The following is a 26,677-nucleotide window of genomic DNA, read 5'->3' on the forward strand; positions in this document are numbered from 1 at the left end:
GTGCTCCTCGGGGGTGGTGAACTCGATCTCGGTGCCGAACCGGGCGTCCGGGCGGCTGCTCACGCCACCTGGGATGCCGTCGGCGTGGTACTCGACGGGGTTGACGCCCGCGGCGACTGCGGACCGCGCGGCCTGGTACGTATTCAGCATCGCAGCGAAGCGCTGTTCGCGGGGCACGCTGTCAGCCGGCGCGTCGTCGGCCAGGTCCTCGTAGTCCTGCCGGTCACCTGGCCCGTTGCCGGCAGAGTCCGAGTCCTGCGCGTCGTTGCGGGCGCCGGAAGCGGTGTCGCCCGATGTCTTCGGCTCCGCACCCTCCGGGCGGGAGAACTCCTCCCCAGCCCCGCCGGTCCAGGACTCATCGATGCCGTCCACATCCGACACGTCCGAACGCTCGGCGTCGGTGCGGCCGGGCAGCTCCAGCGAGTCGACGCCATTCTGCCTGGCGGTGTCGAAGAGGTCCCGCAGCATCCGGGCCTCGTCGCCCGGGCGCCCGCCATCGTCGCCCGTCAACAACCGGATCACGTCCTGGCGGCTGGCGTGTCCGGCGAACGGGCCACCGCCCGCCAGCCGGTCCAGCTCGCGTGCCACCGCCAGGTCCTGCTCGTCCAGATGCCTGCCTGCGTCCAGGCCGTACAGGTCGCGCACCCGGTTCTGCTCCGCCCGGTCGGCGTGACCGGGCTCTCCGATCTCCTTGCCCAGCTCGACATTCAGGTCCGGGTGGGCGGAGCGCAGGTCGGCGACCAACTGCTCGGCCCCGGCTCTGGTCAAGACGGGCTGGTCCTCGACGCTGATCCCGACCCGACCCCAGTTGACCACCACCTTGTCCACGAGGGAAAGGGAAAGCGGGCCGTGGATCTGCGCTTCCAGGAAATTGTGCGTGCTCGGCCCCGGGGCGTCCTTCAGCTTGGGGTCGTAGGAATAATCGGTGGCTTCGGCCACGAGGTGCCGGAACAGCTCCACGTCGCTGTAGGCGAGCAACGGGTACAGGTGCTCTTTGTCGGTGTAGGTGACCGCATTCGTGTCCTCGTCCGCGCCCAACGAGTCGCCGGGCGTGAACGTGCTGCGGGCACGGACATCGTTGTTCCAGTGCAACACGACGGTGCCGTACTGGATGGAAGAGCCCTCGGTCCGGCGCGGCGGGATCACCGCGCTGTAGCGCGGCATCTCGGCCGGATCCGCGACCGTCGTGCCGTCGCCGCGTTGGAAGGACGAGGAATAGCCGAACAGCCATTCCGCCTTGCCACGCTGGCTGAAGTCGGTGGATCCCTGCGAAACACCCGTCTCCCACAGGTTCCGGATCGGCTGCCCCTCGGAGAGCAATCGCATCAGCGGGGCGTGCCCGCCGTTGCCGTCGGGCACCATCCGGTTCGGGAACAGGTTGGTGACGATAGGCCAGGACTTGAGCTTCTCGTGTGCGGCGGCAGCGATCTCGGCTCGTTCGGCCTTGCTGGTCGGGTATTTCGCGCCGTAGTTGTTGAGCATGCGGACCCGGTTGGTGGCCTCGTTGAGATCGCGCTGGTTGAACTGCTCGCCGCGCAGCTCCGCAGCCATCAGGGCCCACGACTGCGCCGGGCTCAGCTCGTCCCAGCCCGGCCGGTAGTTCGGCGAGTTGGGGTTGCGCGCCTCGGCGAGCCGCTCGACTTCCGCTCCATCGGGCACCATCCAGCGGCTTTCATTCACCGGGTTCCCGTGGTCGTCCAGGTCCAGGTCGCGGCTGTGCACGCTCAGCGGGATCGTGCGTCCGTCGTCGAGGCGGACCGGTGTGTGCACCGGCGTCAGGTCCTTGTCCGAGGTCACCGGCGAGAACGACGCCGCCACCGGAGTACCGCCGGAAGCGGTGTCGCCCGATGTCTTCGGCTCCGCACCCTCCGGGCGGGAGAACTCCTCCCCAGCCCCGCCGGTCCAGGACTCATCGATGTCGTCTTCACCCGACGCGTCCCCGCCATCGTCGCTCACCGGCGACGCACCACCGAAACCGAACCGGCGCTCGTCGTCGTGCTCCTGCCGAGCGTGTGGATCTGACAAGATCTCCGACGACCGACCACCCCAACCACGAGCCCGCTCAACAGCACGAGCACGGGCAAGGGCCATTTCGATATCCTCGGGCCTCGGCCTGAACAAGAACCGACTCTTCAGTTCTGCTTCCAAAAAGCGCTCCCAGCGCTCCGCCTCCTCCTCACGTCCTTCCTCGCGGCGAGGCTGCTCCTCACGCAGCTCCGCTTCAAACTCCTCGCGGATTGACGGAAGGGAATCATCCACCCACCTCCACCAGTCCACTTTCTTAGCACGGGCAATGGCCTTTTCGATCTTCTTCGGATTCGCAATCTCAAACAGGAACCGACTCCTCAGTTCCGCTTCCAAAAAGCGCTCCCAGCGCTCCGCGTCCTCGTCCCAACGTCCTTCCTCGCGGAGGGCCTGCTCCTCACGCAGCTCCGCTTCAAACTCCTCGTGGATTGACGGAAGGGAATCATCCACCCACCTGTACCAGTCCTCTTTCTTACGACGCTCCCGGCGATTCGCGTCCTTCTGCTTACGTTCTTCCTGCTCGAGAAGCGCCTCTTCCTCGCGACGCTCCTCCTCCGCCCGGCGGGCCTTCTCCGCCGCCCTGCGGACCTTCTCCTCGCTTTCTTCCCGCGCGCGACTCGCCTCTTCAGCCTCGCGGCGAGCCTGCTCCGCCTTGCGGCCTGCCTCCGCGCGCGCATCCGACGTCCGCTCCCGGCGAGGCTTCTGGGACGGGCCGGACTCGTCCCGCTGTCGGGCCACGGAGCCCGAATCCGTTCTCCTAGTACGAGATCCGCGCGGCTGCTCATCCTGCCGCGGCCGACGGGACTCCTCCCGCTGGCCGCTTTTCCGCTCCACGCGCGATTCGCGGTGCTCCTCGCGAGCCGATTCACCGTCCCCCCGAACGGCTTCGGGCCTGCTTTCCCCACCGAAGCGGGTCTCGGACCAGGTGGTCCTCTTCACGACCGTCTCGTCCTTCTTGTCCTTCATCTTGAACAAGAAGCGACTGACCTCGTAGTGCGTGGTTTTCGTTTGGGTACTGATGTTCACCAGACCAGCGTCGGCAAGCACGACAATCCGGCCCGGGTCTGCCAGCACCGTCACTCCCTTGGGGGTGTTGACAGTGAGGCCGGGTACCGCCTTGACCAGCTCATTGGCGACCTTGACCGAGGTTCCCGGCCTGTCGGCACCGAGCGTCAGCAGCAGCACCGACGAGCTGTTGCCGCCCCTGATGATGTTGCCGAGGATCCTCGTGGCCGTGGAGTGGTCCACCACGGCTATTTCGGTCTTTCCACGCTTGCCGATCACCGGGACCGCGAGGGCGCTGCCGTCGGTGTCGATCGCGAGGATGAGGTCCGACTCGAACGGTGCCGTGATCTCACGGTCGGGCCCAGCCGCCAGAGCAGTGGTCGTCGACTCACCGGGACGGGTACGCACCACCCGAAGGGGACCATCGATCGAATCCAACCAGCCCTCGAAGGCACCGAGCTCGGGGTCGGAGAGCAGCGCAATGCTCGCAGGGCTGTGACTGGTGGAGCGCCGGTCGGTGATGCGCAGGTCGCTGTGCTTGAAGGTGGCCGGCTTCGAGGAAATCGTTCCCCTGTACTCCGGGTCCCTGCCGCCGCCCAGGCCCGGCTCGCCCTTCCCGACGGCCCCTACCGGTGTGTACACCGGGGTCAGGACCTTGTCCGAGGTCACCGGCGAGAACCACACCTCCACCGGAGAACCCAACCTCACAAGCGAATGCGACTCCCCGTCGTAGAACACCACATCCCCACCACGCTTGTGCACGGTGAAGAAATGACCACCACGATCAGCGAATTCCGCATACACCAGGCCATACGCGCCATCGGCGTCCTTGCCCGCCACGAAATCAATCACATCGTCATAACCCCGGTCCTGCTTCGCCATCGGCGGCAGACACGTCTTCTCCACCTCATCCCGATGCACCACACCACTCGGACCGGCCACGAACTCGTTCGCCCGATCCGGACGCATCTCCCGGTTCAACGCCTGAATCGACGACGGCTGGCAATTCGTATCATGCCCCGCAACACCCGCGACATAATTGTCCCGGTTGATCCCCTCCATACCCGCGAAATTCTCACTCACATACGCATCATGACCAGCCGGATCACCCTCAAACGACTCCGCCGACACCACACCCGGCCGCACCGACGCCGCACCCACCGACACCGACGACGCACCACCAAAACCGAACCAACTCGGTCCCTGGCTTTGCCGGCGACTGCGGGACGTCCTGTCGCCGCGATAGTCCCGGCCACTCCTCCCCGGGTTCGCGGGGCGGCGCGGGATATCCCAAAAGCTCGGCCCCGGCGCCGGGAAATCCCACGGATTCGGCCGCGGGTGCGTCCGCTCGGACTTCGCCCGCAGCTCCTCCATTTCGCACCCGTAGTCGTAATTCTGCCGCTGTTGTTTATCTGACAAGACGTCGTAGGCGCTCTGGACCTTCTGGAAGTTCTCCTGGGCCTCAGGGGTCTTGTTCTTGTCCGGGTGCCACTTCAGGGCCAGCTTCCGATGCGCCTTCTTGATCTCGGTGTCGTCCGCATTCGGCTTGACACCCAGCGCCGCGTAGTAGCCCTTCGGATCCGCGAACGACTGCTTCGGCCCATCCTGCTGTCCCTGCTGCTGACCGGTCCCCGGCGCCTCCTGCCGAGCCGACGACTCCGCACCCGGGCGAGACCCGGCCTGCTCGCTCGGACCCGATGGCTTCGGCTCAGAACTCGACCCGGCCGGGCCGGGCCGCGACGTCCTTGCCTCGGGGCGAGGAGCTTCCTTCTCGGGCCGCCCGGTGGGCTTCGGCTTAGGCTTCGGCTCCGTCTTGGTCTTCGACTCCGGCTTCGGCTCCGCCTTGGACTTCCGCTCCGGCTTCGGCGGCGGCCCGGTGGGCCGGGAGGTCGACTCGGGACGCGGCTGCGCGCCGGAGGACTCCTCGCTCTGGGCGCCATTGGCCTGCTTCAGCTTGGTGAACGCATCGTTGACGTCCTGGAGCTCCGCGGCGGAGAGATTCGCCATTCGCAGCCGATCGACCGCCCGCTCAATCCGGTGGAACGGCCAATCACGGTCGACCTTCAGCACCTCATAGGGGTCCATCGACGGGCTCTCCGGAGCCGGTCGCGCACCGGATGTGCTCGGCCGCGAGCCAGACGCAGGCGGTCGTGCACCGGGTGCGTCCGGGCGCGGACGCGGCTCCGAGTGGTCCGCTTCACGCCGGCGAATCTCGTCGCGCAGTTCGTCGGTGGCGAAACTGCCTTCCGCCCAGAAGTAGGACAGGACTTCTTGCTCCGAGCCGGTGTAGGACGGGACCGTCTGGGTGTAGTAGCCCAGCCAATTTCCGTTGTCCCTGGCCCCGATGCGCCCACCAGACGCCAGTCCCATCTCGGTGTCCGCGGTGAACACCCGCAACGGAAGCCCGCGCCAGTGCAAGCGAGCGGTCAGGTCCCTGACGCCGCTTGCTTGCGAGGCCCCGTGCACCGGCAGCAACAGCGAATCGAATCCCCGGAGCCGAATGGCTTCCTCGACCCGTTCGGAATCGGCGATGAAGTTCGCCAACGTGGTTCCGCTGACCCAGATCTCGGTGGTGCCTCGGTCGGGGTCGACCGGGATCATGAACCCGTGCCTGACGGGACTGACCGCGAGGACCAGTGAGTTCGCGAAGGGAGAGTCTGCGATCTCGCTGTTGGGCCGGGTCCCGCTCCTGCGCCTTGCTTCGCCGACCGATTCGCCGGGCATGGTGCGCACCACGCGGATCGGGCCCCGGATGCCCTTGGCCCAATCGCGGAACTCCGCCTTTGTGGCCGGATCCGCCAGCAACTCGAATCCACGCCGCCCGTCCGCGTCGCGCAGCGCGCCGAACTTCGCATCCTCTCGAGCGAAAGTGACGGAACGGTTGGAATCATTCAGTCCGGGGTACAACTCGGGCGCAGCCGGCCGGGGTGCGGGCCGATCGTACGGACGGGAATCCGCGCGAGGCCGGGTCTCCGGTTCCGGCCGAACCGTTGACCGTCGATTGATTTCGTCGATCTCGGCCCGCGAGAAGCGGGTCGGGCCATAAGCGATGTCCGTGGTGCCACGGAAGGTCCGCATTCCGCCGTTGTCCAGCACGACCAGGCGTCCACCGTCATGCAGTTCCATCGGGCCGTCACCGGTGCTCACCGCGAGTTCAGGCTTGGCATCGGCCAGCTCACGACCGAGTTTCACGGGGGCATCGGGCGAATAGGAGCCCGATAGCAGCAGTAGCATGGAGTTGGCTCGGCGGACGCTCGTCGATTCGGCCACGAGCGCCTGCGCGGCAATCTCCGCATTCACCCAGACCCGGAGTACCCCGCTACGGGTGAGGACGGGCAGCGCGTACCTGCCGTCCCCCCGGGCGCTGACCGCCAGAACCGCCGCACCGTCGAATCTCATGGTCACTTCGGCGTTACGAGCCCAGCTGTTCTCCACGGCATTGGCCGCTGATTCGCCGGGCATCGTGCGCACCACGCTGAACGTGGCGTCGCGGACACCTTGCAGCCAGCGCTTCACCTCGTTGGCAAGACCGGTGTCCGGCAGCGCGGAGACCAGCCTCATATCGCCTGCATCGATCCCCTTCACAGCCACTTCGCCATGCCCGAACTTGACCTGGCGCCCCGCGTCATCCTTGCCCAGGTAAGGCGACGAACCACCGCCCCAACCGGACGGTTGCCTGACCTCCGAGCTGCCAGGAACCGAATCGGACTCTTCAGCCGCGATTCGTTCGGCCGCCGAGCGCGTGCCGACCGGCGAGTACATCGGTGTCAGCACCACGCCCTGGGGAGCCTCCCAGAACTCCACCTTCGACGGAGAATCCCAGAACTGCTGGCTCTCCTCCTGAGGATTCAGGAGAATTGGGCGATCTTTCTTGACAGCCGCGAAATAGTGGCCACCGTCAGGGTAATACGCGAGCACCATGCCGGACGCGCCGCGCTCCAGGCGTGACAGATATTCCTCGACATCGGCAACTCCCGAGAACTCGCCCACATACCTCAGACCCGAACCCTCGATCCGATCCCGATGCACCTCCCCACTCGGCCCGGCCACGAATTCCTTGGCCCGATCAGGATGCGCCAACCGGTTCAAGAACTGAATCGTCGCCGCAGCACAATTCGTCCGATACCCCAGATCGCCATCGACATCGCCATCGAAATTATCCTTGTTCACCCCGCGCATGAGCTCAAAAAGCTCTTGATCCTCTTGCGCAAACTCCGCCGACACCACACCCCGCCGCACCGACGACGCACCACCGAAACCGGTGGGACGCCCAGCCCTGGTTGCTCCCTCCGGCCGGCCCCCTGTCGTGGAACCCGGCCCGCCCTTGCGGTCTCGAAGCTCGCTGATGCGGTCCTGCTGCTCGGCGCGGACCTCGCCGCGGACGGCCTGGATCCGGTCGAGGACGTAGCGGAACTGCTTCAGCAGCTCCGCGCGGCCGTCCTGCGCGGGGACGTCCCTCAGCTCAAGCCTCCGGCTGCCGAGGTCGCGATCCATCATGTGCTCGACGTTGATCGCCTGGTAGTGCGAGGGAGCGCTGCGGATGTTGGCCTTGGCGGCGTCGCTGATGTTGAGGTGATCCAACGCCGGGTTGGTCAGGCTCGCGTTGAACTCGTTGATCGCAGCGGTCGCGGCCGGGATGTCGAGGTGCCCGGTGCGGACCTTCGCCAGCATTTCCTGGATTTCGGCCCCGAACGCTTCCAGCGCATTGCTGCCGCTCTTGCCGGCCGGCGGGGGGAAATCGCTCAGCCAGGGCGAGTTCGCCAGGTCTTCGGCGTTCTGGAACGCTTCCTTCCAGTCCCGGTGCCCGTCCTGGAGGCTCTTGATCGTGGTCAGGAACAGCTCCGGGCTGCCACCGAACGCGGTATTCGCATCGACCGACAGATGCCCGCCGCCGCCGTGCACGGACTTGTCGATCTCGAAGCCCAAGCCCTTGGCCTGCTTGAAGATGTCGTTGTCGACGATCGTGGCGATCCAGCCCCGCTCGAACGCAGCCGCCGGGACGGGCTTCGTCTGCGTCTCCAGGCAGCCGTCGTCCAGGCTCACCGACCACCACCAGGTCTCGCCGTCCTTGGTGTAGGTGAACTTCCTGCCGTCGCTGGAAGTCTCCACCTCCAAGTCGATGCCCTGGCCCTTGAGGGTGCGGGCGTCCGCTTCCACGCGCTTGGCCCAGTCGTTGATCAAACGCGCGGCCTTCTTCGAGATCTGCTCCTGGAGCCTCTTCCCTTCCTTGTCCGTCGGCGGGGAGGTGACGACGAGTCCGTTGATGCTCTCCTGCTTGAAGGTGAACTCGGTCCCGAAGCGCACCGAATTCCCGAGCGCGCTCCACGAATCCGCGAATGCCGTGGCGGTGATCTTCCGGACGGCGAGTTCCTGCTCCATCCCCTTGAGGATGTGCACCGCCGCGTCCACTTGTCCGGCGTCCGCCGCCGGACGAGGCCCACCCCCATACGCGCGGGAGAGCAACTGGGCAGCGCCCCGCTCCTCCCGGCTCATGTCGGCTGGCTTCTTGTTCAGCCATTTCGCCAGGAGAAGGTCGGCACCGAGCCGCTTCTTGCCCGTCACATCCGCGATTACGTCGAGGTAGCCGTCGATGATCTCCTTCGCCTTGGCCAAGGAGTCCGTCGCCGCGGATCGGTGGCCGGTGTTCGGCGGGGCACCAGCAAAGCCGCTCCTGCCCTGCGGATTCTCGGCCTGCTCCCCAACCGGAGCCTGCTCGGTACCGCGGGCCGCGTTGTCGTCGAGCTTCACCGACGACGCCTCGCCACCCCGATGGCTCGGCTCACGCCGATCGTGGTCGTCCTGGACGATCAGCCCCTCGTCCCCGCGCGGGGATTGCTGGTCGGTCCCGGCATGGACCCTGCTGATGTCGAACCGCAGCTGGAAGTTGCCGGAGCCGTCCCGCCTGACGCCACCACCCGAGATGTGGAACTTCTGGTCGTCGGGCAGCTGCTTCAACTCGTTGAACGTGTCCACGATGTTCTTCGTGGACTTACCGTTCACCGTCTTCATGACCTCGGCGTAGACACCATCGCGGGCACCGAAGTCCACGCCGTTCCTGCCGGCCAGCAAGTTGCCGAAGATTTCCTTCGCCGGATTGCCGGAGATGTTCTGCTGGAAGATGGTGTCCGGAAGCCGATCCGGAACATCCTCGGGTTTCGTCTTCCTGCCGAACAGCTTCGGAGCCCGCTTATCGATCTCCTTCGCCTTGGTTACCTCATTGAACAGCGCCTCCGCCTGAGACCACTGGTGGAGGAAAGCATCGCTGGCGGTGTACCTCTCCCCCCTGGCCCGGTAGATCTCCACCATCACCGCGACACTGCCCACGTCGTCCCGCCCGAAGAGGTTGTGGAAGTGCCCGCCGGACTCCGGGGCCTCGCTCTCCGGTTTCGTGGGATGCGGTCGGTAGTCGGCGGTCTGCTCGTCCACGTCGACCAGCTTCTGGCTGGGGATCGGCCGGCCGAACTCGGCAAGCGCCGCGGACCGGCGCGCGTGCATGGTTTCGCGCTCACCGCCCTCCACAGCGGCGAGGTAATGCGCCAGCCGCTCCTCCGGCGGATCGAAACGCTGCCGCCCCGGAGAAACCTGCTGGTTGACCGTGGCGTCACCGATGCTGTGCCGCTGACCGTCCTGATGGCTGACGTGGAAGTCTTTCAGGCGCTCCGCCAGCCCCGGCACACCATCGTCGCCACGCCACTGGTTGAACCCGGTAGAACGCTCCTCGTGCGGGCCCGGGCGGGAGAACTCCTCTCCAGCCCCGCCGGTCCAGGACTCATCGATGCCGTCCTCATCCGACCCGTCATCGACGCTCTTGCCCTGCGGATCCTGCCCTCTCCGGTTGTCGTCGATGACGTTCTGGAGCAGCCGGAAGCCGCTCGCCGACACGTCGGCTTCCGTTCCGCGGTCAGCTCGGCGGGGCCGCTGGGGATCGTCCGGATCGACTTTCAGGATCTTGTACGAGCCGAACTCGGAAAGTCCGTCGAAAGCCTGCTCCGAAAGCGCTCTCGCTAGCAGGTCTTCCTGGCCTCCGAGTGATACGAACGTGATGCGCTCAAACCACTGACGACGCTCCCGTACCGGAAATCTGTCATCAGAGAGAACCTTCCGAGAAATCTTCTTCAACGAGGAAGTATCGTCGTCCTCGTGGACCCCAAGAGCATGCACCACCGGCGCGTGCGGTCCCTCGGCTGCGTTCAGGTATTGCTGGAGGTAGTACTGCGCCGCGATCAACGAAAGTCCCGATTGGACATAGTCGATCAACAGCACATTCCGGCCGCGGGGCAAATCGGCCAAGAACTCGTTGAAGTGCGCGGCGAGCAGCTCCAGTTGCTCATATGTTGGCGGGCTGAACCCCATTTCCTCGAACATGTGGTGCAGGACGGAGTCCGGCAACGGCGCCGGCCGGAAGCTTGACAACGGTAGGTTGATGGCGCCGTGGCCACGAGACTGGAGCGCCGCGACGACCGGCGCTGGACTGCGACCGATGCCCACGTAGCTGAACCCATCGGACGGATACGCCCTGAGGACGTAGTCCGTCAAACGGTTGACCGCGCTCTCGACACGCTTCTGCTCGTTCAAGTGGTGCCGGCCCGCCAGGTGCCGGATCGTCTCGTAGAAGCGCTGCGCCTCATCGATCCCGTAGGTCCGCCCAGCCATGTCGGCCGGACCATCATAGATATAGTTCAAACCCCCATCGGGAGCTCCGCTCTGGGTGTTCAGCGGGCCGCTGAGGTACACCTTCGCGGCCAGGTCGACGCCGCCCTTCTGGGGATAGATGTACCCGCTTTCGGCCAGCCACGCCCGCGCTATTTGCGGAGTCAGCCAGACCCCTTGCGCACCGGCAAGAAGCAACGTGTGCTTGGATTCGGCCGGATGCCTCAGGAGCTCGGCTTGCGACACGTCGACGTCAGAATCGTCGATCGCCTCGCTGTCGTCGATGATCCGATTGAGTCGAGCCTCAAGTTCCTCTGGGGTCGCCTCGAGATGCGGAGGAGACAGCGGGACGCTCTCCTCAGTTCCCGGGCGGGAGAACTCCTCGCCAGCCCCGCCGGTCCAGGAATCATCGATGCCGACGTGGCCGAAGGACGATCCCAGGCTGTTCTCGGCGTCCCACAGCGCCATTTCGAATTCCCGCAGGGCCGCTTTGTAATCCGGCATGCGCGACATGACCTGAGCGGCGGGAATGTTCTGCAGCGCCTGAAGAACATTCTCCATCTTGCCGAGCCGGGGCCGGAGGCCTTCCATTCCCTTGGGCAACGCCCCTTGCCCGATCTCGTGGATGTCCTGCGCGGCGTCCATGGCGGATGTGGATATCAACCGCCAAGTCCTGTTCGTCAGGCGCTCGCCCTGCCTGGTGACGGCGTCGTGGAATTCGGAAAGCTCCGTCCACGCCCGGTTGAGCCGATCGACGACTTCGACAGCGCGCGCCTCCTCCGGTGAGGCAGGTCGTTGATCGGACAACAGGGAACTGTTGTGGCGTGCGGCATACCCGTACTCCCCGGCTGTCGCGTGGAACATCCGCCCGTTCAACGGCAGGTCCTTAGGGCGATAAGGAGCACCGCGCTTCTCGTACAGGAACAACCTGTTCACTTCGTCCACGCCCATCGCGCCCATGCCGTAGTCGACATCCAGGTTGCCGGTGTGCAATGGGTAACCGGGGGGAGGCGACAACAGATCCTTCTTGAACGCTCCCTCGTCACGGCCGTGCGCGATCGAACTCAGCCAGTCGACGATCCGCGGACCGGCCGATTTCGTGGTTTTCGACGTGTCGTACGGCTTCGCGAAGACCCGATCAGTTGCCTGGCGACCCAGTGCCGCCATGAAGTCCGGGACGTCCTGACCTGGCTTCGCAAGAATCAGCCTGTCGACCTGCCGCCGGTCGGCGTCGGTGAGCAACTTCTCGTAGATGGAGACGAAGTCGCTTCGGCTGTTCAACAGGAACCTTGCATGGGCGGTACCACCACCGAATGTGTCCGCGCCGGCGCGTTCGAGGTACATGGCGATCAGTTCCACGAACCCGCGGGAATCGCCCGACAGGGAGTCGGAGTATCTCTGCTCGTAGAACAGCCGGACCCGGTCCGCGGCCTGGTGGATCTTCTTTGCCTGCTTGGCCGACAGGAGTTCGTCGATCTCCTTGGCGAGATTCGCCAGACCGATGCCGTACGTCGCTTGCATACGCGCTTGGAAGCGGATGTCCTCGACGATGACGGGTGTGTCCTTGCGGAGATGTACCTCTCGCGGCGATCCGCTCGTCACCTGCGACAGCGAGAACGTCTGGTTGGTCAACGCGAATTCTCGCATCTTGGCGACCACGCCCACGATGTCCCTGATCGCGTCATTGATCTGTTGCAGGCTTGACATGGGGGACAGCACGAACTCGAGATCGGAACGAGTGGAATTCGTGACAGCGTCGGTTTCCAGCCGCCACCCGACACCCTCGAGCAGAACCTCGCCGCGGGAGGAGAACGGTACCCTCACTCCCCCCAGCTCCAGTTCGAAGCCCACCTCGGCTTTCACCGACGGCGAAGTGCGCGCGAGAGCCTTCCCACCGGTCAACGAATCGTCGATGTCGGTGTCAGCCGGTGCGGGACCTGTGTCGCCGACGGCTGGGGGCGCGGTCTTGATCGGGCCGGCGGGGTGCCCCGGCGGGATCGACAGCAGAAGGATCGTGTTGTCGGGATCCTGCGGCAGGAAAGCCGGACGTCCCTTCCGGTCCTGGGCATCGACATAGGTCACCCGGCCTGCGTCGTTCTTCTCCGCGAAGAAGAAGTGCCCCTTGCCCTTGGTGGACCTGATGTACACGACCCCCTGCGCACCAGGCTCCCAGGTGTCCAGAATGGTCTTGTTGAGAGTGGCCGGACCGCCCTTCTGCTCCTTGAACCGCGCCCCGAAGTACTTCCGCATCTCGCGCAGCGTCATTTCCCGGGACGACGGTCCAGCGTGGAACTGCCGGCCGTGCTTCCTGCTGCGGAATTCCTGAATCGTGGCAACGCCACAGTTGATCCGGCGCCCAGGCGCATCATCCGCCAGCGCGGGGTCGGTGTTGCCTTCCGGAGCCCGGTTCACCTTGAGGGACTCCGGGAACTCCCGCCGCATGATTTCCGCGGCAACATCGTCGTCCGGGAAGCTCTCCAGCGACACCACCTGAGGCAGCGGACCCTGCCAATTCTCGATATGGGACAGATCGCGCGAAGCGGTCTCGGCCGGAGTCTCCGACGGGCTCTGGACAGCTACGTCGGGATCGGACTCATCCCGACTTTCATAGCCTTCATCGACGAACGAGTCCTTCACCGGGGCCACCGTCGGGACAGCACCCGCCGGCTGGTCCGTGACCGACGCCGGGGCGGTCTCCGGCGCGTCCCGGACGAACGACACGTCCCCATCGTGCTGGGACTCGTCCTCGCTCACATAACCTTCGTCGCCGAGCGAGCTTTCCACCCGCACCACCGGCTGTTCCGGCGCCACCTGCAGCTGCGGTTCACCGCCGCTCTTCGGCGTTCCGGCCTTGCCGGACGTGGTCGAACTCGTCCGCTGATCGCTGCTGGAGGACACAGTGGACGGCGCGTCGCGCTGGGTCAGGGGCTGGTTCCCGGTCGACGTCGCACCCGTCGGCGCTTCGGAGGACAGCTGCGTCGAAAGCCGGGACGGGCCGTCCTTCTCGCCGACGGCCGACTGGTCGGACTTGTCCCGGGACACGTCCTGGAGCGAGGTGCTCGGCGTGCCGGCGGGGTTCGAGGGTGCCTGCGAATTGCCGGTCTGACCGGACGGCGTGGACGTGGCGCTCGGCGTCCCCGCCGGTTGCCCAGGCCCGGCCTGCTGGCCGGACGGACGGAGCTGCGTGGACCCGTTCCCGCCCTGCTCCTGCTGGTCCGCTCGCGGCTGGTCGCGCTCGAGCGACACCGCGTTCTGGTCGAGGCCGCGCTGACCAGCGTTCTGCTGGCTTGGCGCCGACTGCTCCGGCGACTGCTGCCCCTGAACCTGCTGGTTCGGGGTCTGCTGACCCGGGTTCTGGCCGGGCGACTGCTGATTCGAGATCTGCTGGTTCGGCGACTGCTGATTCGGCGGCTGCTGTCCCGGGGCCTGCTGATTCGGCGACTGCTGTCCCGGCGACTGCTCGCCGCCCGGCTGCTCGACGGGCGTGTGCCGCACCGGCGGCTGCTCGGCGGACGGTTGCTGGGACTGGGGATTCTGGTCACCGACCACCGGATCCACGCCCTGCGGCGTGTTACCCGGTGACGTCGTCGTGTCGAAACCGGGCAAACCCTGATTCGAGCCGACATCCTGCGGCCCGCCGGTAGCCGGCGGCTGCCCAACCGGTTGCTCCACCGAAACCGGACCGGTTTCGACGCCCGCAGGCGGCGTCGTTTGCCCGCCGATGCCCGGCGGCGGAGACCCCACAGGCGGAGCCGATGCAGGCGGCGGAACCGACGCGGGTGGCGGAGAGCCCGCGGGCGGAGACCCCACAGGTGACACACCCGCAGGCGGCGGAACCGAACCAGGCGGTGGGGAGCCCGCGGGCGGAGACCCCACGGGCGACACACCCGCAGGCGGCGGAACCGAACCAGGCGGTGGGGAGCCCGCGGGCTGCTCCGCGGCCGGGGGCTGGTAGGCGGGCGGCGGTTCCCCGGCCGGGGACTGGTAGGCGGGCGGGGGCTGTTCGTTCCCAGACACCTCATTGGACGGTGGCGCCTCACCACGCGGCGAGTACGGGGGCGGCGGGACATCGGAAGGCTTCCCGGCCGGAGAATCCACGGGTGCCTTCGAATCCGACCCAATCGGCGGCACCTTCGAATCCGATCCGACCGGCGGTGCCTTCGAATCCGACCCAACCGGCGGCACCTTCGTGTCCGACCCAACCGGCGGCACCTTCGAATCCGATCCGACCGGCGGTGCCTTCGAATCCGACCCAACCGGCGGCACCTTCGTGTCCGACCCAACCGGCGGTGCCTTCGTGTCCGACCCAACCGGCGGCACCTTCGAATCCGGGCCTCCGCCGGGAGTGTCCTCGCCACCGGGCAGGCCCTTACCGTCCGGGTTGTAGGACGGCGGCGGCTGCTGGTCCGGGCCTCCGGCCGGCGAGTTGTTCGTGTTGCGGTTGTTCTGCCACTCACGCGACCTGATCTGCGCGTCCTTCTCGATCGTGCCCATCGAGACACTCGAGATATAAGTACCGAACGCGTCGAAATCGCCGCCGATCGCCGTGATGATGATCCCCTCGGCCGGCAGCTCCGCAGCGGCATCGAGCTGCCCCGCCCCGACCGGCTTGCGCACGAAATCATCCGTGTGCCTGTTCAGCTTCGCCAGACGATGCAAAATCATCGCGTTGAACGCCGCCTTGGCTCCGACAGCACCCTCGATGAGCATGTCGTCCGCGTCGTAGCCATGCTTGCGGTTACCGTTAGCCGTCGTGATCCCCTGCGGCAAGAAAGCCTGGAACGTCTCCTGGACGAACTCCTCAAGGGGCTCCCACGCCATCCGCAGCTGCCCGGACAACGTCGCGGCCTGCTGCTTCGCCGCCGCGATGATCTTGCCGATGGCCTGACGACCAGCCGCGATCCACTCAGGAACCAGCGCGTACAAGCCACTCAGGTAAAGGCCGAGGATCGTGGACGCGAAGAACGTCAGCTGGAGGAGGATGTCGTACTCGGCCTCCTCCCCGTTCAACCCGAACCTGTCCACCATGTCCGCCGCGTACCGCAACGCCGCCACCTGCGCCTGAACCGGAGCGGTCAACCCCCGAACATGATCATCGAACGCGTCCGCGGTCTCACCCTCAAGATTCGCCCGCACACCAGACGCCAACGAATTGACATTCCCCGTCGCGTCCACATAAGCGTCCGCGTTGTCCCGCATCTCGCTGGACAACGCGTACATGTCGTTCGATCTCACCAGCGGCGGCTTGTTACCGACGAACCCGTACATCGAATAGTAAATAGGCGCCCAGAGACCATCCTCGGGAATCTGAATCTCACCCATCGCTCACCACACCATCCGATTCGGACTCGCACCACCACACGCCCGGCTATCTGCTACCTGCGGAAGCGGAAGAAGCCCGGTTCCCCGTCGCGCGGGAATTCCATGAAGACCTGCTCGTCGAACGACTTCCCGGGCTGCTGCGATCCGGGCTTCTCCGTGACCAGGAAGTGCCGCTCCCCATCCTCGGTCGGGTAGGGCTTCGACCCGGACTGGTTGTTCGGGTCGCCGAGCGTCAGATCTCCACCGGTCAGCGGAGTGATGTCGGAGTAGCCGTCGACGCCGATCCGCACCACCCCGTTCGACAGTTCGGTGGCGCTGACGATGCGCTGCCCCTCGCCCAGCGGGTGGCCGTACACCATGGGCTGCTCGTTCTCCCGCAAGGCGCGCAGCCTCATCGCGGAGGTCATTCCCGGCTTGCGAACCTCCACGTCCTCCGGTTTGAGCCCGTTCAGCACGTATCCGCGGTCGGAAACGGGCAGCTGCGGCTTGAGGCCCTCGTTCGCGTGCCCACCGGCGGGAACGGCACGCTGCGACTTCACGAACTTCCCTTTTTCCAAAGGCTTGCTCGGCTCGACACCGCGGTTCGGCGCCAGCGCCTTCGAGGCCCTGGCCGCTACGTAGCCGGTCGTCTTCTCCAGCGGGACCTTCTCGGCGGAACGGTTGTGGCCCGTCGACTTCACGGGTACGTTCGCGGTCGATCCCTGCAGCGGGACTTCCTTCTGCGCAGGAATGTTATGGCCCGTCGGCTTCTGGGAATCGCCGGAACCGTTCTCGCCCGCGGTCTTGAACTTGTGCGACAGCTGGTCGGCCTCGTCCCGGGAACCGCCGTACATCTTCCCGTTCTCGTAGAGGCCGTCGCTGATGTAGAGCAACGATTTGGCCTGCCGACCGATCCCGTCGAGGAACACCCGCTGGCCGTCTTCGAAGTTCTGGAAGAATTCCCGGCCCTCGTCATCGTCGCCGAAGCTATCCTTGTACCGGGCGCCGAGCGGAGTGGCCCGTTGCAGGAGCGACTGCAACCGCGCCTGCACCTCTCCGTAACCCTCGCCGCTCTTGCTCAGGTTCTCCGGATCCACCCAGAACTGGTTCATGGTCCTCATTCCTCCGCTCACGCCCGTAGTCGAATCCGGCCCCGTTGCTCTCCGGGGCGCACCAACCGCAAAACCCCTGCACGACCGCGAAAGCGCGGCGGCCAGGTCTCAGCGCCGGTTCAGCCGCTCCCTGAGCAGCGGCGGCAGCTTGGACTCGTCCGGGGCCAGCTTCTCGGCGCTGATCTCCCCGTTCAGCATGGCTTTCACGTCCAGCCCGGGCGGCATCATCGGCGTCATGATCTCCGCCAGCTGGTCGTTCAGCTTGTCCCGGGCGTCGGAGATCGTGCGGGTCACCAACTCCGACAACTCGTTCTTCGCCAGCCGGCGGTACGCGCTGGACAGGAACTTCAGCTCGGTGATCACGCCCTGCGGGCCGACCGTGACCGACAGCTCGCGGCGCGGGGACACCGCGGTCGCCGAGGCCTCGCTGATCCGCCGCTGCGACTCGGCGAGGCCGGTGACCTGGCGTTCGTACTCCTCCCGCAACATCTCCACGTTGCGACGATCCACTTCGGACATTCGAGCCTCCTGAAAGCTTTCCGAATCAAGTCAACGGCATGAGAAGCCGCTCCTGGCCGACGCGGGCCGACCAGGAGTCCTCCGGGCACGAGGTATGCCCGGACCGCCACCTCAGCCGACCGAGGCCAGCCCACTGACCGCGGGCACGACCCGCGCCAGGCCCGCCAGGTCGGCGGCGGCCAGCGTGCGCGAAGCCGCCATCCTGGCCAGGTGCCGGGTGAGCCGGTGAACGCCGTGCACCGTGGTCTCCCCGGACGCCTCGATGTGCGCGCGCATCGCGGCGCGCACGTCGTCGGGCACCTCGTGGCCGCGTTCGCGCAGCTGCCGGACGGCGATGGCGGCCAGGTCCGCCGCCGAATACGCGTCGATCTCCCACCATTCCCCGAAGGAGTCGCGCAGCTGCGGCACGCGCCCGAGCAGGCGCTCCACACCGGGGCGGGTGCCGGTCAGCACCACCACCGGATCGGCGGCGTGATAGCGCAATGCGACCAGCAGCGCCTCCGCCGCCTCCGGCTGGGGCTCGCCGTCCGCGTCGACGTCCACCACGAGGAGTCCGCCCTGCGCGTCCTGGAACGCCCTGTGCACCAAGGTTTCCGCCTGTCCCGGCCACGCCGGGCGCAGGTCCTCGGTGAGCGAGGCGCGCACCACCTGGCCGATGCCGATCAGTCCCAGCTCGGCAAGCCCCTGGGCGTAGAGCCGGGCGAGCTCCCGCCTGCCGCTGCCCCGCGGTCCGGTCAGCACCGCGTTGCCGTGCTGCCCGATGGCCCGGCGGTGATTCCTGCGCTCGCACAGCGAAACGAGCAACGCGGCGACCGACTGGCGCGGACCTTCGAGCCCGATCAGGTCGGACATCCGCCGCCACGCCCGGCTGGCCCGCACCGCCTCGGTGGGATCGGTGGCGGCGTCGGGGGACGCCGTCTCCTCGGCGGGCAGTTGTTCCAGCATCGCGCTCTGCGGGGCGATGTCCGCCGCCGTCAGCCGGCTGAAGTCGGTGTCCCTGGCGGGCGGGCTCTGGGCGAGCCGGGACGCCTGGGTGCTGATCATCGACTCGAAGAGCTTGCGGGCGACGCGGCCGTTGCCGAAGGTCTCGCCCTTGGGCACCCGGGTGAAGTACTCGGTCAGCTCCTCCACCGCGTCGTCGGTGAGCTCGTAGTAGTGCTTGCGGCAGAGGTTGGTCGTGATCGTGACCAGTTCTTCGACGCTGTAGTTCGGGAACTCGATGGTCCGGGTGAACCGGGAGGCCAGACCGGGGTTGGACTGGAGGAACTTCTCCATCAGCTCGGAGTAGCCGGCGACGATCACCACCAGCTCGTCGCGGTGGTCCTCCATCATCTTCATCAGCGCGTCCACGGCCTCCTGGCCGAAGTCCGGGCCGACGCCGCCGGTGCTGGCGGTCAGGGTGTACGCCTCGTCGATGAACAGCACCCCGCCGATCGCCTTGGTCACAAGCTCGGTCGTCTTGATGGCGGTGGATCCGATGTACTGCCCGACGAGGTCCGCGCGGGCGGCCTCGATCATGTGGCCGCTGGAGAGGATGCCGAGCTCGCCGAGCACCGCGCCGTAGAGCCGCGCGACCGTCGTCTTGCCGGTGCCGGGCGGCCCGGCGAACACCAGGTGCCGGCTCATCGGCGGCATCGGCAGGCCCATCTCCTGCCGCACCTGCGACATCCGGATCAGGTTGATCAGCCCGCGCACTTCCTGCTTGACGCCTTCCAGGCCGATGAGCGAGTCGAGCTCGGCGAGCGGGCCGTCGAGCACCGCGCCGCCCGCCTCGCGAAGGCTTGCATCGCCCTGCCCGGCGGCGTTGGGTTCCGGCGGCGGCCCCTCGTTCCCCGTCGGCCGCGGTGTGCTGCTCGCGGACTGGGTCACCAGGTTCTCCACCACGACCTGGCGGTCGTCCGACGGCCGCCGGATCGCCATGCCGCCGCTGTTCTTCACCACGCATTGGCTCAACCGCACCGGTTCGGTGGTCTCCAGGTGCGCGCCGTCGCCGCCGCTGTCGATCAGTTCGCACTCCGCCAGCTCCGCGCGGGCGCCGTCGGCGACGCGGATGCCGTGCCCGCTCGCCCCTCGAATCCTGCAGCGGGTGCCGATGATCGAGCCGCCCCGGTCGACCCGGACGCCGTCGGAGGACACGTCGACGATCTCGGTGTCCCGCATCACGACCTCGGCGGAACCGACCGCCAGCCCGCCGCCGCGCAGCATCGACGAGGTCAGCTCCGCGCGCCCGTTGCCGGTGAGGGCGACGGCCGATTCGGCGCCGGTGCTGATGGTGACGTCGGTGAGCTTCGCCTTCGCCGTCCCCGAAAGCTCCACCGCCGTGGCGGCGCCGGTCTCGATCGAGGCGTAGTCGAACTCGACCACGCCGCCGTCGACCAGCAGGCCGGCGCCTTCGGTCGCGTTGGCCCGGAAACCGGAGAAGTGCACCGACGCGGCCGTGGACAGCTGCGCGATCGCCTCGGTCGTCCCGCGCACGGAGGTCTTCTCGAACCTGGGCGACGCTTCGCCGTCCACGATGAGCCCCACCGGGGAGTCCGCCAGGACGCACTCGATGAGCCTGGCCGCCGCCTGCCCCGTCACCTGCACCGCGTTGCGGCCGGCGCCGGTGAAGGTGCAGCCGCGCAGCACCGGCCGCGCGGTGCCCGAGATGTGCGCGGCCTGCACCGCGGCACCGGAGAACGTGGACTCGGCGATGGTGATCGAGGAGCCGCCGGTGAAGTAGAGATCGACGTTCTCGCCGTCCTGCACCGTCAGGTCGCTGACGTCGAGGCTGCCCTCCTGCTCCACGACGATCGCGGGCTTCGCGGCGGCGGTGATCACGCCCTGGCCGATGACGCACCGGCCGCGCCCGTTCACGCAGATGCCGTTGCCGACCGGTCGCTGGATCACGATCCGGCGCAGCGTCAGGGAACCGTCCTCGCCGACGACGGCGGCCGATGAGGCCACGTCGGCCACGACCGTGTCCTCCACGGTGCTCGGCGACGAGGAGGTGATCACGATCCCGGCGCCGCCGGTGTTGGTCACCTCGCACCCGCGCATGGCCAGCGATCCCGTTCCCCTGGTCAGCAGGGCCGCCCACGACGAGCCCGCCACCCAGCAGCCGTCGAGGGCGACCTCGCCTTGCCGCACGTCCACCGCCGCGACGGTGGCGTCATCGCAGGCCAGCCGCAGGCCCCGGAGCTGGACGCCGCCGGCGTCGACCACCAGCGCGCTGCCCTCGGCGGCGTGCACCTCCACCGTGCCGTCGCCGTCCTCGGCGGCGATGCTGACCATCCGGTTCACGACGAGGTTCTCCTCGTACCGGCCGGCGCGGACGCTGATCATCGCCCCGTCGGGGGCCGCCGCGAGGGCCGAGGAGATCGTGGGGTGCGCCCCCGCCCGCTCTCCGCCCACCACCAGCAGTTCACGGTTCATCGCCCGTCATCCTCTCTCCGCCTGCCCTCTCCGCCGACGAGTCCCCGGGGCCTGGAACGAGCGGTGATTTCGCGCGAAATCGTCGTTCTCCAGGCGTGCGGGGTGGCGATTTCGCGCGAAATCGCCACCTGGCCCCGCTTCACCGGCATGCCTGTCATCACCGCTGCACCAGCCCCGGCATCCAGCCGAACCGGCGGGTGGCGGACTCCCCCACCACGCCTCGGGGCTGGGCCGCCGACCAGCGTTCGACGCAGCGCCGCAGGGACGTGATCGCCAGCTCGTCCAGCGACCCCCGCGCGGCCACCCGCCCGGATTCGTCCACTTCGGACTCCGCCAGTTCGCGGAGGAGGATCCGGCCCCGCGCGCCGTCAGCTCCCGGCTCCGCCATTTCCAGGATCTTGAAACTGGTGCCGGGCACGAAGACGACGCGGTTGTCGACCTCGTCGGCGCCGCCCGGTTCGAGCAGCTTCGTGCGGCGGGCCGTCATGGACCACATCAGCACGTCGACCTCGCCCTGCTGGTCCGGGCTGGGCTCGGTCAGCGCGTGGATGAAGCTCCAGTCGGTCACCAGCCGCCGCTGCTCGTAGAGCTGCCACTGCTGCGGGGTCGGCGACGCCGTGAACGTGGTCGCGCCCCGGTGCGACGGCAGCCGGGTCAGCCCGGAGACCACGCAGCGGGCGAAGGGCACGTGCGGGCCGTTCTCCCCGGTCCGCAGGGCGTGGTCGATCGCCTCGCCGCGCTCCGAGAGGTGCAGCCGCACGGCGACGGCATCGGTCAGCACGTCGGCGGACGACCGGCCGTCGGAGCCCTGGAAACCGGGGTGTTCCGAGAGGATCCGGGAGGTCGAGTGGGACATGGTGTCGAAATCGCGGCTCAGCGTCCGGCGCAGCCAGGCACGCTCCTCGGTGAGGCCGTGGTCGGCCACCAGCGCCGAAGCCGCGGGTTTCGGGGTGGGCTGGAGTCGCGGTTCGGCGGGCTCCTCCGGTGCTTCCGCGCGGCCGCCTTCTGCCTCGGCCGGTTCCGGTTCCGGGGTGGGGTCCGGCGCGGGGGTGACGCTCGGCGCGGGCGGCTCCGGCGCCGACGGCGCGGTGACGGCCGGCCGTGGCGCAGGCGGTTCGCCAACGGTGGGAACCGGCGAGCTCTCCAGGCGGATAGCCATCGCCGAGGCCGGGCCGGTTTCGGTCCTCGGCTCGGTCGCGGGCGCTGCGGTGGCGGGTGCGGGCGGCGCCTCGACACCGGCCGCTGGCGCGGCGGGTGCGGGCGGGACCTCGGCACCGGCCACGACGACGTCGTCGACCGGCGACCCGGTGTCGAGGGAAATCCTGGCATCGACCGGGATTTCGGCCACCGGGGTTCCGACGACCGGGATTTCAACGACCGGGCTCGCGACGACCGCGGGCCCGCCGGTGTCGGTGCGCACCGGGTCCAGCACCACGGGCAGCTGCACGGTGTCGGTCACCGACGAGTTGCCGGCCGCCCGCCCGGACGGCTGCGCCTCGGCGACCAGCTCGCCCTGCGCGGGACCGGCGATGCGGATCTCCGCCCGGCCCACTTCCGAGGCGGGCACGATCCGGCACCGCACCCGGGTGGCGGGGTCCAGCCGGGCCAGCACGTCCTGGGCGAGCAGCCGCATGCGCTCGGCGCGCTTCTCGTCGGTGGCGTCGAAGGCCAGGATGTTGACGTCGGCGCGCGGCGGCTCGGCGCGCACCGCCGCCGCGTTCTGCGCGCCCTCCGGCGGGCGCATCCACAAGCCGGACTGCACGACCTCCAGCACCGCGTCGGGCGTGTACCAGTAGACCGCCGGTGCGACCTGTTCCACCCCGCCGACCGGGACGCGGTGCGACAGCAGCGCGGGGGTCTCCCGGAACGCCGGGTCCGTCCTCGGCAGGTACCCGACCTCGCGGGCGAAGGCGTGCCAGCCGAGCCCGCCGTCCGCGCACACCGTGTAGATGTCCGGGGTCGTCGTCGAGCCGACCGGCATTCCCGTGTAGCAGACGACCCGGCTTTCGAGCAGGTCCGCGAGCGCCTGCCCGAGCGTGCCGCCCTGCGGCAGCCGGACGGGGCCGTACTGCACGAAGCGGACCTTCTCCCGGATCTGGCCGTCGAGCTGCCGCCAGAACCGGCTCACGTCGTCGAGCGAGAGCGGCGGCGTGCCCGGGCAACCGAGCACGACGGTGAGCACGTCCGGTTGGCAGGGCATGCTGCTCACCAGCCGCGACCAGTGCTCGCCCGACTCGGTGTCGCGGGCGGCGGCGTGGATCCACACCCCGCCGGGGATCGGGTCGGCCATGCCGACGGCGCTGGTGGGCAGGGGGTCGGTGGCGCCGGAATCCCAGGAGGGCCGGGGAAAGCGCTTCGCCTCCCACTCCGGCGGCCGGCCCGGCCGGAACCGGACCCAGCCGCTGCCCTTGCCGGAATGGACGAACAACGTCCCGCCCACGCCCGGGAAGATCGCCCCGTCCGGGGCCACCACGGTGCGCCCGATGCGCTCCGACAGCCACTGGCCGGTCAGGGCGGTGGCCTCCCGGGGGCGGCCACCGAGGATGAGCCGGACCCCGCGGCGCCGCCGCGGCAGCAGCTCGGCGACGGAATCCCAGGCCGAGACCGGGACGCCGACGGGCAGGTCGACGACCACCATCTCGTGCTCGTCGTCGGGGGCCACGGACATGGCCAGCGCCTGCGCCTCCGGGGTCATCCTCTTCTCCGGGCACACCACGAGCACGTTGCCGACGGTGTGCCTGGCGAGCGCGAGCTCCGGCGTGCCCCGGCGACGCCGGTTCAGCGGGGACAACGAGGACCGTGCGGCCATCACTTTCATCCCTTCCTGGTCGCGCCGACCGCGGCCTGGCTCAGCGCCGGGCCGCTCGGCACGGTGGCGAGCAGATCGTTCGCGATGGGCCGCACCGGCACCCCGGCGTAACCCAGCGCCCGCATCGAGTCGTCGTCCGGCAGCAGGTACTTGCTGTCGCCGGTGATGAGGTAGCGGTCGGGAACGCGCCGGCCGGGCGGGATCGGCAGCGCCGCCACCACCACGCCGGTCCCCGGTCGCATGTGGACACCGCCCGCGGCGGCGCCCGGCTCCGCGAAGACCACCTCGCTGGCGATCCGCGGCCCGACGGGAACCTGCCGGAGGCAGATCGCGGTCGCGCCGTGGTCCTGCCACCGGGCTCCGCTGAGATCGGGGAGCCTCCCGAGGAGCGACCGGTCGGCCGAGCGCGGCGCCGAGGCGACGGCCGCCGGGTCGATCCGGGCCGGTTCCGGTGTGCCGGGAGCGACTTCCAGCAGCATGAACTCGGTCCGGCTGATCGGCGCCAGGCCCTCGCGGCGAAGCACGAACGTCTGCACGTCGCCGTTCGCGGAGCGCTGCTCGAAGAGCTGGCCCACCCGGTACGCCTTGCCGCCGATGGAGGGCCCCGAGGTGCCGCTGCCGTCGATCTGGGCCGACGCGAGCACGGGACCGTCCGGCAGCGCATCGAGCCATGCCTGCGGCGCCGGCACGGGCCGCGCGGCCGCCATGCCCAGTGCGATGGGCACGGTCGGCTCGGCCACCTGGTGCTTCGCGCCGCCCCAGAGCACGTACTGCGTGCCCTCCGGCGACTGCACGAGCACGTACCGGTCCGGGGGCAGCGGCGCGGCGGGAGCGCCGGGGTCGAAGTTCAGGGTCAGTTCCGGCGCGCCGGGCGCGACGGCGCCGGCCGAGCCCGGCAGGCAGGTCAGCCAGTTCGAACCGACCAGGTCCTGCGCCGACGGCAAGATCTGCGGCGCGTTCGGGATGCCCAACGGCGCGCCGCGCGGCGCGTCCGCCAAGGACGCCTGGGAAAGCAACGTCACCTTGGCGCCTGCGTTCGGTCCCTGCAGCAGCTTCGCCGAGGCGTAGTTCAGCGTCGGGTGCAGCACGCCGCCCACGTTGACGTAGCGGGTGCCGGTCTCCTTCTCGACGACGATCGCGCCCTGCGCCCGCCAGGAGTTGTTGCCACCGGGGACGAGCCAGCCGAAGATGCCGAAGCCGACGGCGATCAGCAACGCCAGCACCAGTCCGATGTAGATGCCTACCGCGGCCCGCCGGGCGGGCACCTCGGCGCTGGCGGGATCGCCGAGCACCAGGGCGGAACTCATCCGGCCCATCAGGAACTGGTGGGCGTGCACGTGGTCTCGCTGGGTCTGCATGGTCCGCCCCTCACCCGGCCAGTCCGCGCGCCCAGGCGTACACGCCGAGCAGCTGGAGCAGCAGCGGAACCACCGCGAGCGCGGTGCAGGTGTCGAAGATGTTCGCCAGGTGTCCCCAGATCGGCAGCATCCGCCGCGTCTCGGGCCGCAACGTCGCCTTGACCAAGGCGAACAGCACCAGCAGCAGCCCGACCAGCAGGACCGTCCGCCACCCCGGCGAGAACTCCTGCGCGAAGTGGAGGGCCACCAGGCTCAGGCCGAACGTGCCCGCCGCGGCCAGCGAAACCCGTTGCCAGACACCGAGGAAGTTGCGGGAGCGCAGCAGCACCGCGCAGGCCAGCAGGCTCACCATGGCCCACGAGATCCAGCCCGGCTCGGCCAGGATGAACGGAAAAGCCCCGACGAAGACGGTGGCGGCGACGACCATCGCCACGCTGATGTACCGGTCCGCGGCCGCGGTCCGGGCGAACACGTCGGCGGCGGGCGCGGGATCGATGTCCTGCTGGAGGTCGTCGGCGTTGCGCGGCAGCTGCGGCCCGCGCAGGTAAGCGGCCCGGATGGTCAGCTTCGGCACGAAGACGACCACGCCGAACAGCACGGTGGCCAGGACCCCGGCGACCTGGCCGACCGTCAGGCCGAATCCCGCGCCCAGCCAGACGCCGCCGATCACCGCCGCCGCCACCAGCAGCATCGTGATGAACGGCGCGTACGGGATACCGTCGGCGGCGAACCGCCGCAACACCAGCAGGATGGCGGCGGCCACGGCCGCTCCCGCCGCGCCGACCACGATTCCGGTGGGCGTCGGTGCCGCTGCGCCGGGCACACCGTCGGCCGCGATCAGCCCGGCGAGTCCCGCGAACGCGCACCCCACCAGCCCGGTCAGCCTGGTCAGCCCGAGGTCGTCCAGCTTCTTGGCGACGGGCACGGCGGCGGCCACGAAGACCACGCCCAGCCCGAGCGCGAAGCCGGCGTGCAGCTCCGTCGGTCCCGGACCGAGCAGGACCAGCCCGATCACCGCGGCCACCGCGGCCGACAGGGTGGTGAACAGGACGCGGCCGTGCGCGTGCTTCCAGCGGTCCTTGCGCTGCCCGACGGAGGTCGCGATGCCGTCGGCCAAGTCGTCGAAGTCCAGCTCGGGCAGCGGATCGTCGGCCGGCCGCAGGTGCAGCTGTTCGCCCTCCAGCCAGTCCAGCGTCTCCGGCGTGCCCGACGGGTCCAGCGGCGCCCCGCCGAGCCGCTGCAACACCCACGATCCCTGCTCGCCGCCCTGCGGCTGCTTCCGGGTGTGGCTGAGCAGCACCGGCAGGAGATCGGCCACGGTGGTCGAGACGGGCACGGCGAGATCGGCCTTGCCGTCGGGCCCGAACACCGTGATCCTGCACAGCTCAGCAGCTCTGGTCATGAGCCATTCCTCCTGGGATGAAGCTTTCGTCGACTCGGCTCGCGCGGCGGTCCTCGCGCGCGGAGGGGAATCCCACTGCGGC

At 68.5% G+C, this 26,677-nt stretch carries 7 protein-coding genes (1 of these 7 only partly in view); all 7 read right to left on the bottom strand.

The window, feature by feature from the left end; all coding sequences use genetic code 11:
* A protein-coding gene (locus tag ACWEV3_RS23395) for a DnaJ domain-containing protein (RefSeq protein ID WP_452615956.1) crosses the window boundary here: on the bottom strand, window positions 1-16,002 show its 5' end (the start). Its footprint begins 17,922 nt before the window's first position; the window shows 16,002 of its 33,924 coding nt (coding positions 1-16,002); the start codon lies at window positions 16,000-16,002; its stop codon lies beyond the left edge, outside the window.
* A 53-nt stretch (window positions 16,003-16,055) separates the two neighbouring features.
* Entirely contained in the window at window positions 16,056-17,093 is a 1,038-nt protein-coding gene (locus ACWEV3_RS23400; protein ID WP_452615957.1) for a hypothetical protein, read from the bottom strand.
* 108 nt (window positions 17,094-17,201) lie between these two features.
* The gene (locus tag ACWEV3_RS23405; RefSeq protein ID WP_452615958.1) at window positions 17,202-17,612 is read right to left on the bottom strand and encodes a YbaB/EbfC family nucleoid-associated protein; all 411 of its coding nucleotides are present in this window, start codon (window positions 17,610-17,612) and stop codon (window positions 17,202-17,204) included.
* A 111-nt stretch (window positions 17,613-17,723) separates the two neighbouring features.
* Window positions 17,724-21,026: a right-handed parallel beta-helix repeat-containing protein gene (locus ACWEV3_RS23410; protein WP_452615959.1), complete on the bottom strand. Its 3,303-nt coding sequence runs from the start codon at window positions 21,024-21,026 to the stop codon at window positions 17,724-17,726.
* Window positions 21,027-21,183: 157 nt separating this feature from the next.
* The gene (locus tag ACWEV3_RS23415; protein WP_452615960.1) at window positions 21,184-23,835 is read right to left on the bottom strand and encodes a hypothetical protein; all 2,652 of its coding nucleotides are present in this window, start codon (window positions 23,833-23,835) and stop codon (window positions 21,184-21,186) included.
* 5 nt (window positions 23,836-23,840) lie between these two features.
* Window positions 23,841-25,193, bottom strand: a complete 1,353-nt coding sequence (gene eccB, locus ACWEV3_RS23420; RefSeq protein ID WP_452615961.1) for a type VII secretion protein EccB — start codon at window positions 25,191-25,193, stop codon at window positions 23,841-23,843.
* A gap of 10 nt (window positions 25,194-25,203) precedes the next feature.
* Complete coding sequence (eccD, locus tag ACWEV3_RS23425) at window positions 25,204-26,595, bottom strand: type VII secretion integral membrane protein EccD (RefSeq protein ID WP_452615962.1); 1,392 nt, start codon at window positions 26,593-26,595, stop codon at window positions 25,204-25,206.
* Between the last annotated feature and the right edge of the window lie 82 nt (window positions 26,596-26,677).

This window comes from Saccharopolyspora sp. NPDC003752, assembly GCF_053605825.1.

Coding starts and splice junctions, on each gene's coding strand:
- eccD (WP_452615962.1), bottom strand. CDS start 26,595: ATGACCAGAGCTGCTGAGCTGTGCAGGATCACGGTGTTCGGGCCCGAC.
- ACWEV3_RS23400 (WP_452615957.1), bottom strand. CDS start 17,093: ATGAACCAGTTCTGGGTGGATCCGGAGAACCTGAGCAAGAGCGGCGAG.
- ACWEV3_RS23405 (WP_452615958.1), bottom strand. CDS start 17,612: ATGTCCGAAGTGGATCGTCGCAACGTGGAGATGTTGCGGGAGGAGTAC.
- eccB (WP_452615961.1), bottom strand. CDS start 25,193: ATGCAGACCCAGCGAGACCACGTGCACGCCCACCAGTTCCTGATGGGC.
- ACWEV3_RS23415 (WP_452615960.1), bottom strand. CDS start 23,835: ATGGCCGCACGGTCCTCGTTGTCCCCGCTGAACCGGCGTCGCCGGGGC.
- ACWEV3_RS23410 (WP_452615959.1), bottom strand. CDS start 21,026: ATGAACCGTGAACTGCTGGTGGTGGGCGGAGAGCGGGCGGGGGCGCAC.